The organism is Actinomadura sp. WAC 06369 (assembly GCF_003947565.1).
In the GTDB taxonomy this organism is placed as follows: Bacteria; Actinomycetota; Actinomycetes; order Streptosporangiales; family Streptosporangiaceae; genus Spirillospora; species Spirillospora rifamycini.
Window position 1 is genome coordinate 16554 of record NZ_QHJN01000089.1, and the last position, 16677, is coordinate 33230.

Genomic DNA, 16677 nt, shown 5'->3' on the forward strand with positions numbered 1-16677 from the left:
ACGCTCGTCCCCCTGGAGCACTCGAACAAGTGGCCAGCACAGAGGCAGAATCCAAGACGGGCGGCCCGGCGGTGTCCGGCCCGTCGATCGTCCCGCCCGGCCCGGCCCGGCTCGCGCTCATCGCGATCACGGTGGCGGTGCTGGCGCAGACCCTGCGCTTCTCGCTCCCGCAGCTCGACAACTTCGCCGACAGCGCCGGCATGGGCGTCGCCGGCGCCGCCGTGCTGATCGTCTACCTGGCCGGGTTCGCCGCGCCGCTGATCCGCCGCGCCGCCGGGCCGCGCGGCCTGCTGCTCGCCGGCGTCGGCGGGCTGCTCGCCGTCCGGCTCCTCGCCCAGCTCATCGACCCCCGCACCTGGCTGGTGTTCATCGGCGCCGCGATCGGCATGATCGCGGTGGCGGCGCTCTACGAGGGCGCCCGCGGCCTGTCCGGAGTCGGGTTCGCCACCGCGACCGTCGCCGGGCTGTCGGCCGACGCCGCCGTCCGGATGTGCTTCGCCACCTGGGACCCGGTGTGGCGGTCCGGGATCGGCCCGTGGATCGCGTGCCTGACGTTCGTCGGGCTCGGCGCGGCAGCCCTGTACCGGGAGCTGCGGTCCGGGCCGGTGACGGCGCCCGGCGTCTCCTGGCGGGACGCCCTGGGCGCCGCGGCGTTCGGGCCGTTCATCGCGCTGCAGGTGCTCGTGCTGTCCAGCCCCGCGTTCGTCGCGTCGTCCGGCTGGCGCTCCCTGACGGCGGCGCACATCACGATCGTCGCCGGGCAGGGGCTCGCGCTGGCGTTCCTCGCCTCCGGCCTCGCGGTCCGGGCGGTGCCGGGCGGCGTGTGCGTGCTCGGCGGGACCGTGCTCGGCGTCGGCGTCGGCGCGGTCGCCGGCACGTACGCGGTCTCCGGGATCGAGGTCGTCCCGATCGTCATCCTCGGGCAGGTGCTGTCGGCGTGGCTGCTGGCCGTCGCGTGCCGGGCGCCGCTGCGCCGCGCCGGGACGGGCGGCTCGGTGCTGCGGATCGACGTCGGCGCGGCCCTCGGCGGCTTCCTCATCGCGGTGATCCTCGTCCCGTACCAGGTCAGCGCGCTGCTGCCGATGCCGTTCCCGAACAACCTGCTGCCCGGCGCCGCCGGGATCGCGCTGGGCGCGCTCGCGGCGATCACCGCCGCCCGCGGCGGCCCGCTGCCCGCGCGGGCCCCGCTGCGGGCGCTCACCGCCGGGGCCGCGTCCCTCGCGCTGCTGGCCGGCACGCTCGTGTTCACCGTCGCCGTGCCGGACGGGACGGCGCAGGCGGCGCCCGGCGAGGGCCGGGTCCGGATCATGACCTACAACGTCCACGACGCGGTCAACCAGGACGGGCGGCTCGACCCCGAGGGCATCGCCGACACCATCGAGCAGCAGAAACCGCAGGTCGTCCTGCTGCAGGAGGCCGGGCGGGGCTCGCTGCTGTCCGGCACCGCCGACGTCGGGGTGTGGCTGTCGCGGCGCCTCGGCATGAAGCTGATCTGGGGGCCCGCCGCCGACGGCCAGTTCGGCAACGCGATCCTCACGTCCCTGCCGGTCGTCAGCTCCGGGACCGCCCGCATGCCGAAGGGCGACTGGTCGCAGATCCGCGGGTACGTGTGGGCGCGGCTCGGCGTCGGGGAGACCACGATCGACGTGTGGTCCACGCACCTCGAAGGCGGCGACGGCAACGGCGACGTGCGCGCCATGCAGATCGCGGCGCTGCTGCGCGCGTGGGGCGGCGCGCCCCGCACGGTGATCGGCGGCGACTTCAACACCGGCCCCGGCAGCCCCGAGCTGTCGCGGATGACGCGCGGCACCGACCTGCGCACGGCCGTGATCGGCGCCGACCCGGCCCCGACCACCCCGGACGGCGAGCGGCACGACTGGATCTTCGGTTCGGACGGCATCCTGTTCTCCGACTACGACGTGCCGAAGTCCGACGCGTCCGACCACTACCCGGTCGCGGTGACCGTCCGGATCCAGCGGTAGCGGCGCGGGCGGGCCGCTAGGGTCGTGCGCATGAGCGACACGACGGCCGGTGCCGGGACGGCCGGCACCGGGGCGGTCCGCATCGAGGCGGCCGGCGTCCGGGACGCCGGGGAGATCCTGACCGTCCAGCGGGCCGCCTACACGACCGAGGCGCAGCTGTACGGCGACCCGTTCATCCCGCCGCTCGTGGAGTCGCCCGACCAGGTCCGCGCGGCCCTGCGGGAGACCGGCGGGCTGGTGCTGAAAGCGGTGCTGGACGGGCGCCTCGCCGGCGCCGTCCGCGCCCGGTTCAACGGCCGGACGTGCCTGGTCGGGCGCCTCGTCGTGGCGCCCGACCTGCAGGGCCGCGGGATCGGGCGGCGGCTCCTGCGGGCCGTCGAGGACGCCGCGGCCGGCCGCGCCGACGCGTGCGTCCTGTTCACCGGCCACCTCAGCGACGGAAACCTGCGGCTGTACCGGCGGGCGGGCTACCGGGAGACGCACCGGGAGCGGGTCGCCGCGCACCTCACCCACGTCCACATGCGCAAGACCCTCGAACCCCCGGCGGCGGCGCCCGCGGACCCGATGGCGCCCGCGGAACCGGCAGGGACCGCCGAACCCGCCGAACCGGCCGGGGCCTAGGGTTCGTCCCATGCTGAAAGTGGGACTCACCGGCGGAATCGGGTCGGGCAAGAGCGAGGTGTCGGCGCGGCTGAGCGGGCACGGCGCGGTGGTGATCGACGCCGACCGGATCGCGCGGGAGGTCGTGGAGCCCGGAACCCCCGGCCTGGCCGCGGTCGTCCGCGAGTTCGGCGACGGCGTGCTGCTGCCGTCGGGCGGGCTCGACCGCGCGAAGGTCGGGTCGATCGTGTTCAACGACGCCGACCGCCTCGCCGCGCTCAACGCGATCGTCCACCCCCTGGTGGGGGAGCGGATGCAGGAGCTCATGGACGCCGCGCCCGCAGACGCCGTCGTCGTCTACGACGTCCCGCTGCTCGTCGAGAACGGGCTCAAGGACATGTACGACGTCGTCGTGGTCGTCGACGCCCCCGAGGAGGCGCAGCTCGACCGGCTGACGTCCCGCCGCGGCATGACCGAGGCCGACGCGCGCGCCCGCATGGCGAACCAGGCGTCGCGGGACGAGCGCCGCGCCGTCGCCGACCACGTCATCGACAACTCGGGCGATCTCGGAAAGCTGCACGCGCAGGTCGACGCCCTCTGGGAGGCCCTCGCCGCCCGCGCCGCGCGGGCCTGACCCGCGCCGGTTCCGCCCCCGGCGGACCGTCCGGACAGTGGCCGGATCGGGCGATGTGTCACCTTCGTCACGGGCGGCCGGTGGCACGCGGCGCGCCGCTATAGGCTCGTCGCTATGCACCCCGGGGGATGGTGGCGGACGGCGTGGGCGACGCGGCGTTCGCGCGCGCTCGACGTCCTCATCGCCGTGTCGGCGGCCGCCGCCGACGCCGTGCTCCTGTGGTTCACGCCGCAGCAGGACTTCTGGCTCCCGCCGTGGACGGTGTCGGCGGCCAGCGTGGTCATGGGGCTCGCACTGATCGTCCGGCGGCTGCATCCGGTGGGGCTGGCGGTGTTCGCGGTGGCGTTCGGCACGGTCACCGGCGGCGGCGCCCTCGGCTTCGTCGTCATGCTGTACTCGCTGGCCGCCTACGCGATCTCCCGGCGGACGGTCGTGTCGGTCGCGGTCGCCGGGTACGTCCTGTCCGTCGTGTTCCCCGGTCCGGTGTCCGAGAACGACTCCATCGGCGTCCGCGCGATCTACGCGGTCGCGTTCATCGCCGTCCCGGTGCTGCTGGGCCTCTACATGGGCGCGCGCAAGCAGCTGCTGGTGTCGCTGCAGGAGCGGGCGGCCCGGCTGGAGCGCGAACGCCACCTTCTCGCGGAGCGCGCGCGGGGCGAGGAACGCACCCGTATCGCGCGGGAGATGCACGACGTGGTCGCCAACCGGATCAGCGTCATGGTGGTGCACGCGGGCGCGCTGCGCGCGATCGCCGCCCGCGACCCCGTCCGCGCCGCCGAGACCGCCACCGTGATCGGCGACATGGGCCGGCAGGCGCTGGACGAGCTGCGGCACGTCATCGGGGTCCTGCGGCAGGGCGAGGAGGTCCTCCCGCAGGAGAACGCGACGCTGGAGCACGTCCGGGAGCTGGTGGGGCAGTCGGGCGCCGCGGGGCTGCGGGTGGACCTGGCGGTGCGGGGCGAGGAGCGGCCGATGCCGCCCGCCGTGGGCCGCACGGTGTACCGGCTCGTCCAGGAGGCGCTGACGAACGTCCACAAGCACGCGGGCGCCGCCGACACCCGGGTGGCGCTCGTCCTGCAGCCGGAGGCCGTCGAGGTGGAGGTCGTCAACGGCGTCCCGACGGCGGCGCCCGAGCACGCGCTGCCGAGCGGCGGGAACGGCCTGGTGGGGATGCGGGAGCGGGTCACCGCCCTCGGCGGCGGGTTCGAGGCCGGGCCGTCGGACGGCGGCTGGGCGGTCCGCGCCCGGCTGCCGCTGCCCGCGTCGTAAGCGGCCGGGCCGGGACGGCGGCGCCCGGGGAGCGGCGCACGCCTCCGCCCGCTCGGCTGCCGAATGTCGGACCCCCTGAATACAGTGGGGAGGAGACCAGGGGAGGGGACGAATGCGGCCTGTCACGGATCTGCGGCGCCGTGTGGCGCCGTTCGAGGTCGTCACCGAGATGACGCCGTCGGGCGACCAGCCGCAGGCGATCGCCGAGCTCGCCGGGCGCGTCGACCGCGGCGACAAGGACGCGGTGCTGCTCGGCGCGACCGGCACCGGCAAGACCGCCACGATCGCGTGGCTGATCGAGAAGCTGCAGCGGCCCGTGCTCGTCATGCAGCCGAACAAGACCCTCGCCGCCCAGTTCGCCAACGAGCTGCGCGAGATGCTGCCCGGCAACGCCGTCGAGTACTTCGTGTCGTACTACGACTACTACCAGCCCGAGGCGTACATCCCGCAGACCGACACCTACATCGAGAAGGACTCCTCGATCAACGACGAGGTCGACCGGCTGCGGCACTCGGCGACGAACTCGCTGCTGACGCGGCGCGACACCGTCGTCGTCGCGTCCGTGTCGTGCATCTACGGCCTCGGCACCCCGCAGGAGTACGTCGACCGGATGGTGCGGCTCCACGTCGGGCAGGAGATCGACCGGGACGAGCTGCTGCGCAGGCTCGTGGAGATGCAGTACTCGCGCAACGATCTCGCGTTCACCCGGGGCACGTTCCGGGTGCGGGGCGACACCATCGAGATCATCCCGCAGTACGAGGAGCTCGCCGTCCGGATCGAGATGTTCGGCGACGAGATCGAGAAGCTCGCCACCCTGCACCCGCTGACCGGCGAGGTCATCACCGAGGACGAGGAGCTGTACGTCTTCCCCGCCTCCCACTACGTCGCCGGTCCGGAGCGGATGGAGCGGGCGATCCGCGACATCGAGGCCGAGCTCGAGACGACCCTCGCCGAGATGGAGCGGCGGGGCAAGATGCTCGAGGCGCAGCGGCTGCGGATGCGCACCACCTACGACATCGAGATGATGCGGCAGGTCGGCACCTGCTCCGGCATCGAGAACTACTCGCGGCACATCGACGGCCGCGGCGCCGGCACGGCGCCCAACACCCTCCTCGACTACTTCCCCGAGGACTTCCTGCTCGTCATCGACGAGTCGCACCAGACCGTCCCGCAGATCGGCGCGATGTACGAGGGCGACGCGTCCCGCAAGCGGATGCTGGTCGAGCACGGGTTCCGGCTGCCGTCCGCGATGGACAACCGCCCGCTGAAGTGGGAGGAGTTCCTCGAGCGGATCGGGCAGACGGTGTACCTGTCGGCGACGCCCGGCCCCTACGAGATGGGACGCGTGCAGGGCGACGTCGTCGAGCAGGTCATCCGCCCCACCGGGCTGATCGACCCCGAGATCGTCGTGAAGCCGACGAAGGGGCAGATCGACGACCTCGTCCACGAGATCCGCGAGCGGACCGAGCGCGACGAGCGCGTCCTGGTCACCACGCTCACCAAGAAGATGGCCGAGGACCTCACCGACTACCTGCTCGAACTCGGCATTCAGGTCCGCTACCTGCACAGCGAGGTCGACACGCTGCGCCGCATCGAGCTGCTCCGCGAGCTGCGCGCCGGCGACTTCGACGTGCTGGTCGGCATCAACCTGCTCCGCGAGGGCCTCGACCTGCCGGAGGTGTCGCTCGTCGCGATCCTGGACGCCGACAAGGAGGGCTTCCTCCGCTCCGAGACGTCCCTCATCCAGACGATCGGCCGCGCCGCGCGGAACGTGTCCGGGCAGGTCCACATGTACGCCGACACGGTCACCCCGTCGATGGAGCGGGCGATCGACGAGACCGACCGGCGGCGCGCCAAGCAGCAGGCGTACAACGAGGAGCACGGCATCGAGCCGCAGGCGCTGCGCAAGCGGATCGCCGACATCCTCGACTCCCTCGCCCGCGAGGACGCCGACACCGAGACGCTCATCGGCGGGGCGGGGCGGCAGCAGTCCCGCGGCAAGGCGCCCGTCCCCGGCCTGGCGTCCCGCACCGGGGACGTCGGCCGGCACGCCGCCGACCTGGTGGGGGAGCGGCCCCGCGAGGAGCTCGAGGGCCTCATCGAGCAGATGACCGAGCAGATGCACCAGGCCGCCGCCGACCTGCAGTTCGAGCTCGCCGCCCGGCTCCGCGACGAGATCAAGGAGCTGAAGCGGGAGCTGCGCGAGATGAAGGAGGCCGGCGTCAGCTGACCCGGCCCGGACGGGCCCGCAGGTGGTGCGGGCCCGTCCGGTGCGCGTCACATGTGGGTGCCGCCGTCGATGCGCAGCTCGGTGCCGGTGACGAACGCGCCGTCGTCGGACGCCAGCATCGCGACCACGCCCGCGACCGTCTCGGGCCCCGCGAACCCCTTGCCGATGGCCGGCGCCAGCTTCGCGAACAGGCCCATGTCGGCGTCCTCCGGCAGCCCGGGGCCGCGCCCGGTCGTCATGCCGCTGCTGATCGAGCCGGGCGCCACCGCCACGGCCCGCAGCCCCTGCTTGGCGTACTCGCTCGCCAGCACGTGGGTGAACGACTGGATCCCGCCCTTGGACGCCGCGTACGCCGCCATGTACGGGTGCGCGAAGCTCGCGGACGTCGAGCTGAAGTTCACCACCACGCCCCGGCCGGACTCCAGCAGCGCGGGCAGCGCCTCCCGCGTCACCAGGAACGTCCCGGTGAGGTTCACCCGCAGGACGGTGTTCCAGAACTCGAGGGTCGTCTCGTGCGTGTGCGCCGAGCGCAGGATCCCGGCGGCGTTGACGAGCGCGTCCAGCCCGCCCGGCCCCCGCACGGCGTCCGCGACGCCCGCCCGGACCGCGTCCTCGTCCGCGACGTCCATGACCGCCGTCGTGAGCCGGTCCGCGTGACCGGCCGATCCGGCGCGCTCCGCCGTCTCGGTGAGCCCCTCCTCGTTCACGTCGAACGCCGCGACGCGCCCGCCCTCGGCGAGGATCCGCAGCACGGTGGCCTGCCCGATGCCCGAACCCGCACCCGTGATGATCACCCGGCGACCGTCGAACCGCTCCATGTCGTCCTCCCTCTGCATTTCATGCCCATATGGCACAACGTGCCACGTAGGTACTTTATGCCTAGAGTGGTGGCGTGAACCTGACCGAGCGCCGCAAGGCCGCCACCGAGCTGGAGATCGCGCGCGCCGCCGCGTCCCTGTTCGCCGAGCGCGGCTCGGGCGGGACGACCGTCGAGGCCATCGCCGACCGCGCCGGCCTCTCGCTGCGCACCTTCTACCGCTACTTCCCCACGAAGCAGGACGCCGTCGCGCCGCTGCTGTCGACCGGCGCCCAGCGCTGGCTGGACCTGCTCGCCGCGACGCCGCCCGACGTCCCCCTCGCCCGCGCCCTGGAGAGCGCGGCCGAACGGGCGCTCACCGCCGCCGACGCGGAGCCCGCCGAGCCCTTCGGATGGACGCGCGGCCTGCTGCGCGCCGCCGACGGCGACCCGGCGCTCCGCGCGGTGTGGCTCCGCGTGAACGACGAGACCGAGCGCCGCCTCGTCCCCATCCTCGCCAACCGCGCAGACGGGGGCGACGGGGACGACCGCCTCGACGCGCGGGTCGCTGCTGCGGCGGCGACCGCCGCCATCCGGATCGCGGTCGAGACGTGGGCGCGCGGCGACGGTCCGCCGGTCGGCCCCGGCTCCCCCGCCGACCTCGGCGTCCGCTGCATGCGGCGGCTCACCGCCGGCCTGCACCCGGCCGCCCCGTCCTGAAGCGCCGCGCCCCCGCGCTCGGTGCCGCGGACCCCGGCGCGGAAGGGCGCGGTGCGACGGCCGGAGCGCCAAGGAACACCGTGCGCGAGCTCTGCGCGGTCGCGGGTCAGGCGGGGGCGAAGGACATGATGGTGCGGTCTTCGACGGGGCGGTAGCCCAGCCGCCGGTAGATGGCGTTGCTCGTCGGGTTGGCGAGGTCGGTGAACAGGACGACCTCGCGCGCGCCGGCGTCAAGGGCGGAGCGGGTCACGGCGGCGGTGACGGCGGCGCCGTAGCCGTTGCGGCGGTGCTCCGGCGGCGTGTAGACGGGCGCGACGCGGGCCATTCCGGCGGCGATCCGGGTGCGCGCGGCCATCGACACCGGCGTCCCGCCGCGTTCCCACAGGGCGAGGCCGCCGGTGGCGATGCGGTCGTCGAGGGTGGCGAGGTTCGCGCGGCCGTGCTGCTCGTCCAGCTCGCTGAACGCGACGAACCACGCGCCGGCGACGCCGCGGTCGGCGGCGGTCGCGATGCGGGCCGCGCCGGGCGGCGCCGGGTCGGGGGCGGTGAGCGTGCCGAGCCGGTAGAGGCGCCGCCGCATCGCGACGCGGGCCGAGCCGCCCGTCCGGTGCCGCCACGCGTCGGCGAACGCGTCGGCGACGTCCGGGGCGGCGTGCACGCCGCCGACGGGTCCAGGGAGGACGCCCGCGAGTTCGCGGGCCGCGTCCGGCGGGCAGCCGAGCAGCGGCGGGCGCGGCGGCGTCCACATCGCGATGCCCGCGACGCGGCCGCCGCGGGTCCAGGAGGCGAACAGGACGTCTTTGCGGTCGCCCGGTTCCTGGGCGCGCATGGTCGCGGTGGCCGTGAGGGCCACCGTGTGGACGGCCGGGTCGGCGTGCATGAACGGTCCGGCGGCGGTCAGGAAAGCGTCGAGGTCGCGCGTCAGCGTCCAGCCCATCGCCCCAGTCTGGACGACGCCGGACGGCCCGCGCATCCGGATATCCGGTCGTCCCGCGGCGCCCGGCCCCCCTACGATCGCGCCATGGATGTCGAGGTGCGGACGGCGCGCGACGGCGACCTGGCGGCCCTCCCGGAGATCGAGCGGGGCGCGGACGGGGTGTTCCGGGCGGTCGGCATCGTGTTCCCGCCCGGCCCCACCGTGATCGAGGAGCTGATCGGGACGGACGCCGAAATCGTCGTCGCGGGCGACCCGCCGGTGGGGTTCGCCGCGGTCCGCGGTGTCGACGGCGCGGCCCACCTGGAGCAGATCGCGGTCCGCGCCGACCTCACCGGCCGGGGCATCGGCGTGCCGCTGCTGCGGGCCGTCCTGGCGCGGGCGGCGGCCGCCGGGTCGCCGGGCGTGAGCCTGCTGACGTTCCGGGACGTCCCGTGGAACATGCCCTGGTACGAGCGGCACGGGTTCGCCGAGCTGCCCGAGGAGCGGTGGGGGCCTGGCCTGCGGGCGCACTGGGACGCCGAGATCGAGGCGGGCCTGCACCGGCTGGGCCCGCGCGTGGTCATGTGGGCGCCGCTCCGCTGACGCGGCGCCGCATCCGCCGCAGCAGCCGGTAGACCGTCCATACCGCCAGCAGCAGGAGGAGCAGCGCCACGATCGGGGCGAGGATCGCCAGCACGCTCATGCCGAGCGACGCGGTGTCCTCCGCGGTGCTGACGACCGGGGCGCCGAAGCCGAACGTGCCGCCGTCGATCACCGGTCGCACCGACGCCTTGACGGCGTGCACCGCGAGCGCGGCCACGATGCCGAGCACCCAGCCGATCCACGCGTGCTCCTGCATGAACGACGACGTCTCGATCCGCGCGTCCAGCCGCTCCGCCGCGTCCGTGGCGGCGAACACGGCCCCGCCCGCCGCCGGACGGACGAGCGTCTGCACGGCGTCGTTGACCGTGTCGACCGCCGGGATCTTGTCCAGGACGACCTCGGCGGCGAGCAGCACCGCGAGCCCGGCCAGCACCCAGCCGTTCGTCAGCCACCCGAACTCGGCGGGCAGCCGGACGAGGTCGGTGAAGCGGGCCAGGAGCCCGACGACGAGCACCGGGATGTAGGCGTTCAACCCGGCGGCGGTCGACAGGCCGAGGCCGGTCAGGGTCGCGAGCATCGTCCAAGGCCCCCGTATCGTTGTTCTCCTAGGACGTGGGCGCCCCCCATCCGGGTTCCGGGCGGAGGCGTCCGGCACAAGAGGACAGGGGGGACGATGACGAGCCCGGGGGCGTGGCTGCGAGGTCTGCGAGGACGGCTCGGCGACCGGACGCTCTCCGCGGCCGCGCTGGTCGCGCTGCTGGCCCTGGCGGTCGTCCCGCTGGTGGCGCTGCCGGCGGTGCGGTGCGAGGTGTTCGGGAGCGGCTGCCGCGAGCCGGCACCGGACGTCCGCGCCGACCCGGTCGTGGCGGCGAAGCCGTCGGTCACCCCCGTCCAGGCGGCCGTGCGGGGCGGGTACGCGGCGCTCGGCGACTCCTACTCGTCCGGCCTCGGCGCCGAGGCCACCGTCGCCGACCGCAACCCGCTGAACCGCTGCCACCGGACGTCCGAGGCGTACTACCACGGGGTCGCGGCGGCGTTCGAGTTCGCCGGGGGCAGCGCGTTCTGGGCGTGCTCGGGGGCGACCACCGACGACGTCCTGGACGGCAAGGGCGGCGAGCCCCCGCAGATCGGCCGGATCGGCGCCGGCACCAGCCTGGTCACGATCAGCATCGGCGGGAACGACGTCGGCTTCTCCAAAATCCTCGCGGGCTGCGTGGTGAAGCTGCCGTGGAGCGACGCCTGCACGAAGCAGGGCGTCGACATCGCCGCGCGGATGGCCGAGCTGCGGCAGGAGCTGCCCGCCCTGATCGACCGGCTGCGGGAGCGGGCGCCGCGGGCCCGGATCGTCCTGATGGGCTACCCGAAGGCGTTCTCCGAGGTGGACGGCGCGCCCGGCGACAACATCACCGTCGGCGACCAGCGGTGGCTGAACGCCCGCACCTACGAGCTGGGGAAGCTGATCGAGCAGGCGGCCGCCGAGGCCGACGCGGAGATCGCGGCGGCGGGCGCGCCCGGCAGCGTCGAGTTCGTGGACGCCTACAGCGCGTTCGCCGGCCACGAGGCGGGCAGCCGCGACCCGTACATGAACGGGCTCACCGTCGACCTGTCGGCGTTCAAGGCCGAGCCGCGCAGCTTCCACCCGACCGCGAAGGGCCACGACGCCCTCGCCCGCCTGTTCGCCGAGCAGATCAAGAAGGGGCCCGGCCGGCCCCTCACCTGAGCGGAGCGGACGTGCGCCGCGCCGGGGCGAACCCGCGGCCCTCGACGTGACGGCCTCCGGCGCAACGGGCATGAAGGGACCGAACGGGAGGTTCCGATGTCCGTCACGCTGGCCCTCGCCGGAGACACGATGCTGGGGCGCGGCGTCGCCGAACGCGTCGCCGCCGACCCGGGCGGCCTGTTCTCCGCCGAGGTGCGGGACGCCGTCGCCGGGGCCGACCTCGCCGTCCTGAACCTCGAATGCTGCGTCTCCGACCGGGGGCGGCGATGGGACCCGGCGCACAAGGCGTTCCACTTCCGCGCGCCGCCGGCCGCCGCCGAGGTCCTCGCCGGGCTGGGCGTCGACTGCGTCACGCTCGCCAACAACCACGCCCTCGACTACGGCCCCGACGCCCTCGCCGACACCCTCGGCCACCTCGCCGCCGCGGGCGTCCGGACCGTCGGCGCCGGACGGGACCGCGACGAGGCCCGCGCACCGGCCGTCCTGGAGGCGGGCGGCCTGCGCCTGGCGGTCGTCGGCGTCACCGACCACCCCGCCGACTTCGCCGCCGCGCCCGGCCGGCCGGGCGTCGCCCACGCCGACCTGGGGGCCGGCGTGCCCGGGTGGCTCCTCGACCTCGTGCGCGACCTGCGCGCGTCCCACGACGCCGTCCTCGTCACGCCGCACTGGGGCCCGAACATGACGTCCGAGCCGCTCCCGTACGTCCGGCGGGCCGCCGGGGCGTTGCTGGAGGCGGGCGCGACGCTGGTCGCCGGGCACTCCGCCCACGTGTTCCACGGCGTCGCCGGCCCGGTCCTGTTCGACCTCGGCGACTTCATCGACGACTACGCCGTGGACGGGCTCCTCCGCAACGACCTGGGGCTGCTCTTCCGCGTCGCCCTGGACGGGCGCGGCCCGTCCGGTGTCGAGGCGATCCCGCTCCGCCTCGACTTCGCCCGCACCCGCCTCGCCGACGGCGCCGACCGCGCCTGGATCGCGGGCCGCCTCACCGAAGCCTGCGCGGCGTTCGGCACCCGGGTCGCGGCGCGCGGCGCGCACGGGCCGCTGACCATCGCGCCCTGACACCCGCGCGATGTTCCGGGCGGGGCCGCGCCGCCCGCGCGAGGCCCCGGGCCGGCGGGGCGGGTCAGCGCAGGTCGCCGGCCTCGTGCAGCCGGTCGAAGATGATCTGGTCGACGGGGGAGACCCGGTCGCGGTCGCGGTAGGACAGCCAGCCGACCTCCTCGATCTCGTTGCACGGGACGGGTGTGCCCCGGTGGTCGGCGGTGTAGCACGTCATGCGGACGGTGACGCCGGACGCGTGCCCGTGCGCCTGCGCCCGGAACGTCCCGAAGTGCCGGACGCTGTCGGGCTCGATGGCGACGGCGAGTTCCTCCCCGATCTCGCGGACGAGGGTGTCGAGGTCGGTCTCGCCGGGCTCGCGCTTGCCGCCCGGGAGGTAGTAGACGTCCTTGCCGCGCGATCGGGTGCCGAGCACCCTGCCGTCCTCCAGATGGATCCACGCGATCTTGTCAATGGTCTTGATCAACCGGGTTCCCCCGTCGGTCGCCGTCGTTCGTCCCCCGCGTCCATCATCGCAATTCTCACGCCCCGGCGCCTTCGAGTTCCGTGCGGCGGCCGCCCCTGATCGCGTCACGATCGGACGTCCCGGACGGCACGGCGCGCGCCGGCGCGGGCCACCGGCCTGCCCGCCTTACTCCCGCGATGGCGTTTTGACTCTTTCGGTTAACGTAACCTGACCGCAAAGCAACCCCCTGACCAGCGCAAACCCGTGCTCGGCAATGGACGGCGCCGCTGAGCAACTCCCCGGCAGACCCCTTGACGGAGGCCCCCTTGTGCGACTTCGACGAGCCTGACCTCTTCACGGACGAGTCCCTCATCGACGACCCCCACCCGTACTACGACCGCCTTCGGGGGGAGTGCCCGGTCCGGATCGAGCCCCACCACGGCGTCGCCGCGGTGACCGGCTACGACGAGGCCGTCGAGGTGTTCCGGGATCCCGCGGGCTACTCGTCGGTCAACGCGGTGACCGGGCCGTTCCCGAGCCTGCCGTTCGAGCCGGAGGGCGACGACATCGGGGCGCTCATCGAGAAGTACCGCGACCGGTTCCCGATGAACGAGCACCTGGTGACCCTGGACCGGCCGCAGCACACCGCGCACCGGGCGCTGCTGCGCAAGCTGCTGACCCCGCGGCGGCTGCAGGAGAACGAGGCGTTCATGCGGCGCCTGGCCGACCGCCAGATCGACGAGTTCTTCGACCGGGGCCGCTGCGAGCTGATGGGCGACTACGCCAAGCCGTTCTCGCTGCTCGTCATCGCGGACCTGCTGGGCGTCCCGGAGGAGGACCACCGGAGCTTCCGGGCGCAGCTCGCGAGCGGGTCGGCGCCGCTGGAGAACGGCGAGGTGCCCATCGCCAACCCGCTGGAGTTCCTGGAGGAGCGCTTCACCGCCTACGTCGAGGACCGCCGCCGCGAGCCCCGCGAGGACGTCCTGACCTCGCTGGCCACCGCCCGCTTCCCCGACGGCACGCTGCCGGAGGTGGCCGACGTGGTCCGGGTGGCCTGCTTCCTGTTCGCGGCCGGGCAGGACACCACGGCCCGGCTGCTCACCTCCGCGTTCCGCATCCTCGTCGACCGGCCCGACCTGCAGCGGCTCCTGCGGGACGAGCGCGACCGCGTCCCCGCGTTCGTCGAGGAGACGCTGCGGATGGAGAGCCCGGTCAAGAGCGGCTTCCGCCTCGCCCGGACGCCCGGGACGCTCGGCGGCGTCGACGTCGCCCCCGGGACCACGGTCATGGTGCTCAACGGCGCGGTGAACCGCGACTCCGCCCGGTTCGAGTGCCCGCACGAGTTCCGCGTCGACCGCCCCAACGTGCGCGAGCATCTGGCGTTCGGACGCGGCGTGCACACCTGCCCGGGCGGCCCGCTCGCCCGCATCGAGGCACGCGTCAGCATCGAGCGGTTCCTGGACCGGACGTCCGGCATCACCGCCGTCGAGGCCGAGCACGGCCCGCCCGAGGACCGCCGCTACTCCTACGAGCCGACCTACATCCTGCGCGGCCTCAACGACCTGCACCTCGAGTTCACGCCGGTCACCGAGTCCTGAACGGATGGTCGTGAACGCGCGGTCGTGCGGACGGGGGCCCGGCGGGCGCGGCCCCCGTCCGCCGGTCAGCCCTCGGTGATCCGGTTGAGCCGGTCCACGGCGTCGGCGAACTCCTGCACCATGTCGTAGACCACCTGGCGGGCGGGCTTGACGGTGTTCATCAGCCCGACGCACTGGCCGACGAAGTAGTTCGCGAGCTGCCGGGCCCCCGGGTTGCCGGACTCGGCGACCTTGTTGATCTGCCGCATGGCCCTCTCGGCGACGATCATCTGCAGCGGCATGCCGAGGGCGCCGGGGCTCGCGGAGCCCTCCCACTCGTCCGTCCAGGCCGACCGGAGCTGCCGGGCGGGCTTGCCGGTGCGGGACCGGGAGCGGATCGTGTCGCGGGACGTCGCGGCGAGCATCTTCTCCTTGACGGAGGGCGGGGTCTCGGCCTCCTCGGTGGTGAGCCAGACCGAGCCGCACCAGACGCCGGACGCGCCGAGGGCCAGGGACGCGGCCATCTGGCGGCCCGTCGCGATCCCGCCCGCCGCGAGGACGGGGACCGGCGCGACCTCGTCGACGATCTCGGGGACCAGCACCATCGTGGAGATCTCGCCGGTGTGCCCGCCCGCCTCGCCGCCCTGCGCGACGATGAGGTCGGCGCCCGCGGCGACCTGCCGGCGGGCGTGCTCGGCGGTGCCGACGAGCGCGGCCACCGGGACGCCCGCCGCGCGGGCCTTCTCCACCATGAGCGGCGGGGGAGTGCCGAGCGCGCTGGCGATGAGCCCGATCGGATGGGCGAGGGACACGTCGATCAGCTCGGACGCGCCCTTCTTCGTCACCTGCGTGCCGCCGCGGACGTTCGAGCGCTTCGCCTTCTCGAAGTCCGGCGGCGGGACGTCGTACTTCTCGAACAGGCCCGCGAGGAAGGTCCAGTGCTCCTCGGGGATCGCGGCGAGCATGTCGTCCAGCCCGCCGCCCCGCTCGGCCGACGCGTCGATCTTGCCGGGGACGAGGACGTCCACGCCGTACGGCCGCCCGCCCACGTGGTCGTCGATCCAGCGGAGCTCTTCCTCCAGGCGGTCGGGCGTGTAGGCCACCGCGCCGAGGACGCCGAAGCCGCCCGCGTTGGTGACGGCGGCGACGACGTCGCGGCAGTGGCTGAAGGCGAACAGGGGGAACTCGATGCCGAAACGGCGGCAGACCTCGGTGTCCATGCCCGGCACGCTACTAAACCGAATGTCATTCGGTCCAGGGGCGGAACAGCACGTACGCCTCCCCCTCGTCCGGATGGACGAACGCCGCGCGCAGCGGGAGGCCCTCGCGCAGCTCCGCGCGGTCGACGCCGTCCAGCCGGGCGTGCAGCCACGGCCCCTCGGCCAGCTCGACCAGCGCGAGGAACGCGGGCGGCGGGACGGAGCCGTCCGCGGCCGGGCGCCCGTGCGTGACGGTCCAGGAGACGAGGACCGCCTCGCCGCTCGCGTCCGCCCACTCGAGCTCCGTGCCCCCGCAGCCGGGGCAGTCGCCCGCGTCGGGGGCCAGCCGGTGGTCGCAGGCCGCGCAGCGCTTCAGCACGAGCCGGTCGGCGGCGGCGCCGTCGAAGAACGGGTCGGTGCGGCCGTCGCGCCGCAGAACGCCGATGTCCATCGGGTCAGGCTCCCTTCGGGTGCGGGCTGACGATCAGCGTGGAGTGGTGGTCGAGGATGCCGCCGTTGCCGCTGACGAGGATCACGTCGTTGGCGGGCGCCTGCCGCTCGCCGCCGTCCCCGCGGGCCTGGATCACGGCCTCCGACAGCGGCGTCATGCCCCACATGTAGTACGCCGACAGCTGCCCGCCGCCGGTGTTGGTCGGCAGCGACCCGCCCGGACCGAGGGCGCCGGACGCCGCGAACGCGCCGCCCTCGCCCTTGGCGCAGAAGCCGTAGTCCTCCAGCGACACCAGGACCGTGTACGTGTAGCAGTCGTACAGCTCGCACACCGTGACGTCCGCCGGGGTGATGCCCGCCATCTTCATCGCGGTGGCCCCGGACGCGGCGGCGCCGGTCGTCAGGCCCCACTCGCTGCCGCGTCCGGGGCCACCGCGATGAAGATGGCGGGCATCACCCCGGCGGACGTCACGG

General features: G+C 74.4%; 17 protein-coding genes. 10 read left to right on the plus strand and 7 right to left on the minus strand.

Going from position 1 to position 16677, the window contains the following annotated elements:
• The first annotated feature begins 29 nt into the window (after window positions 1-29).
• The 5 genes from DMH08_RS23250 (at window position 30) to uvrB (ending at window position 6715) form a co-directional block, all read left to right on the plus strand.
• Window positions 30-1982: an endonuclease/exonuclease/phosphatase family protein gene (locus DMH08_RS23250; RefSeq protein ID WP_233617757.1), complete on the plus strand. Its 1953-nt coding sequence runs from the start codon at window positions 30-32 to the stop codon at window positions 1980-1982.
• Between the two features lie 30 nt (window positions 1983-2012).
• Window positions 2013-2603, plus strand: a complete 591-nt coding sequence (locus DMH08_RS23255; RefSeq protein WP_084551238.1) for a GNAT family N-acetyltransferase — start codon at window positions 2013-2015, stop codon at window positions 2601-2603.
• Window positions 2604-2613: 10 nt separating this feature from the next.
• A complete protein-coding gene (gene coaE, locus DMH08_RS23260; protein WP_125617686.1) occupies window positions 2614-3216 on the plus strand; it encodes a dephospho-CoA kinase in 603 nt (200 codons plus the stop codon).
• A 114-nt stretch (window positions 3217-3330) separates the two neighbouring features.
• Window positions 3331-4485 (plus strand): sensor histidine kinase, encoded by a 1155-nt coding sequence (locus tag DMH08_RS23265; protein ID WP_125617688.1) that lies wholly within the window; start codon window positions 3331-3333, stop codon window positions 4483-4485.
• Window positions 4486-4597: 112 nt separating this feature from the next.
• Window positions 4598-6715, plus strand: a complete 2118-nt coding sequence (gene uvrB, locus DMH08_RS23270; protein WP_125617690.1) for an excinuclease ABC subunit UvrB — start codon at window positions 4598-4600, stop codon at window positions 6713-6715.
• 47 nt (window positions 6716-6762) lie between these two features.
• On the opposite strand, the gene DMH08_RS23275 is transcribed toward uvrB, so the two are convergent.
• Window positions 6763-7533: an SDR family NAD(P)-dependent oxidoreductase gene (locus DMH08_RS23275; protein WP_125617692.1), complete on the minus strand. Its 771-nt coding sequence runs from the start codon at window positions 7531-7533 to the stop codon at window positions 6763-6765.
• Window positions 7534-7607: 74 nt separating this feature from the next.
• Between DMH08_RS23275 and DMH08_RS23280 the strand changes: the two genes are divergently transcribed.
• Complete coding sequence (locus DMH08_RS23280; protein WP_125617694.1) at window positions 7608-8231, plus strand: TetR/AcrR family transcriptional regulator; 624 nt, start codon at window positions 7608-7610, stop codon at window positions 8229-8231.
• A gap of 106 nt (window positions 8232-8337) precedes the next feature.
• On the opposite strand, the gene DMH08_RS41835 is transcribed toward DMH08_RS23280, so the two are convergent.
• Window positions 8338-9168: a GNAT family N-acetyltransferase gene (locus DMH08_RS41835; protein ID WP_125617696.1), complete on the minus strand. Its 831-nt coding sequence runs from the start codon at window positions 9166-9168 to the stop codon at window positions 8338-8340.
• Window positions 9169-9252: 84 nt separating this feature from the next.
• On the opposite strand from DMH08_RS41835, the gene DMH08_RS23290 reads away from it, so the two are divergent.
• Window positions 9253-9750: a GNAT family N-acetyltransferase gene (locus DMH08_RS23290; RefSeq protein WP_125617698.1), complete on the plus strand. Its 498-nt coding sequence runs from the start codon at window positions 9253-9255 to the stop codon at window positions 9748-9750.
• On the opposite strand, the gene DMH08_RS23295 is transcribed toward DMH08_RS23290, so the two are convergent.
• Window positions 9728-10327 (minus strand): DUF4126 domain-containing protein, encoded by a 600-nt coding sequence (locus DMH08_RS23295; RefSeq protein ID WP_026405901.1) that lies wholly within the window; start codon window positions 10325-10327, stop codon window positions 9728-9730. The genes DMH08_RS23290 and DMH08_RS23295 overlap by 23 nt on opposite strands.
• A gap of 96 nt (window positions 10328-10423) precedes the next feature.
• Between DMH08_RS23295 and DMH08_RS23300 the strand changes: the two genes are divergently transcribed.
• Together DMH08_RS23300 and DMH08_RS23305 are read left to right on the plus strand one after the other, a co-directional pair.
• Window positions 10424-11470, plus strand: coding sequence for an SGNH/GDSL hydrolase family protein (locus DMH08_RS23300; RefSeq protein WP_125617700.1), 1047 nt, complete (start codon window positions 10424-10426; stop codon window positions 11468-11470).
• A gap of 96 nt (window positions 11471-11566) precedes the next feature.
• Window positions 11567-12532 carry a CapA family protein gene (locus DMH08_RS23305; protein ID WP_125617702.1) on the plus strand — a complete coding sequence of 322 codons (966 nt, stop codon included), beginning with the start codon at window positions 11567-11569 and terminating at the stop codon, window positions 12530-12532.
• Window positions 12533-12596: 64 nt separating this feature from the next.
• On the opposite strand, the gene DMH08_RS23310 is transcribed toward DMH08_RS23305, so the two are convergent.
• Window positions 12597-12998, minus strand: a complete 402-nt coding sequence (locus tag DMH08_RS23310; protein WP_199747960.1) for an NUDIX hydrolase — start codon at window positions 12996-12998, stop codon at window positions 12597-12599.
• A gap of 305 nt (window positions 12999-13303) precedes the next feature.
• Between DMH08_RS23310 and DMH08_RS23315 the strand changes: the two genes are divergently transcribed.
• Window positions 13304-14575 carry a cytochrome P450 gene (locus tag DMH08_RS23315; protein WP_125617704.1) on the plus strand — a complete coding sequence of 424 codons (1272 nt, stop codon included), beginning with the start codon at window positions 13304-13306 and terminating at the stop codon, window positions 14573-14575.
• Window positions 14576-14640: 65 nt separating this feature from the next.
• On the opposite strand, the gene DMH08_RS23320 is transcribed toward DMH08_RS23315, so the two are convergent.
• The 3 genes from DMH08_RS23320 to DMH08_RS23330 all read right to left on the minus strand — a co-directional run.
• Window positions 14641-15774 (minus strand): NAD(P)H-dependent flavin oxidoreductase, encoded by a 1134-nt coding sequence (locus tag DMH08_RS23320; protein WP_125617706.1) that lies wholly within the window; start codon window positions 15772-15774, stop codon window positions 14641-14643.
• Between the two features lie 25 nt (window positions 15775-15799).
• A complete protein-coding gene (locus tag DMH08_RS23325; protein WP_026405906.1) occupies window positions 15800-16204 on the minus strand; it encodes a Zn-ribbon domain-containing OB-fold protein in 405 nt (134 codons plus the stop codon).
• A gap of 4 nt (window positions 16205-16208) precedes the next feature.
• Window positions 16209-16677, minus strand: a 469-nt coding sequence (locus tag DMH08_RS23330) for a thiolase C-terminal domain-containing protein (RefSeq protein ID WP_442778646.1), incomplete at its 5' end; no start/stop codon positions are given.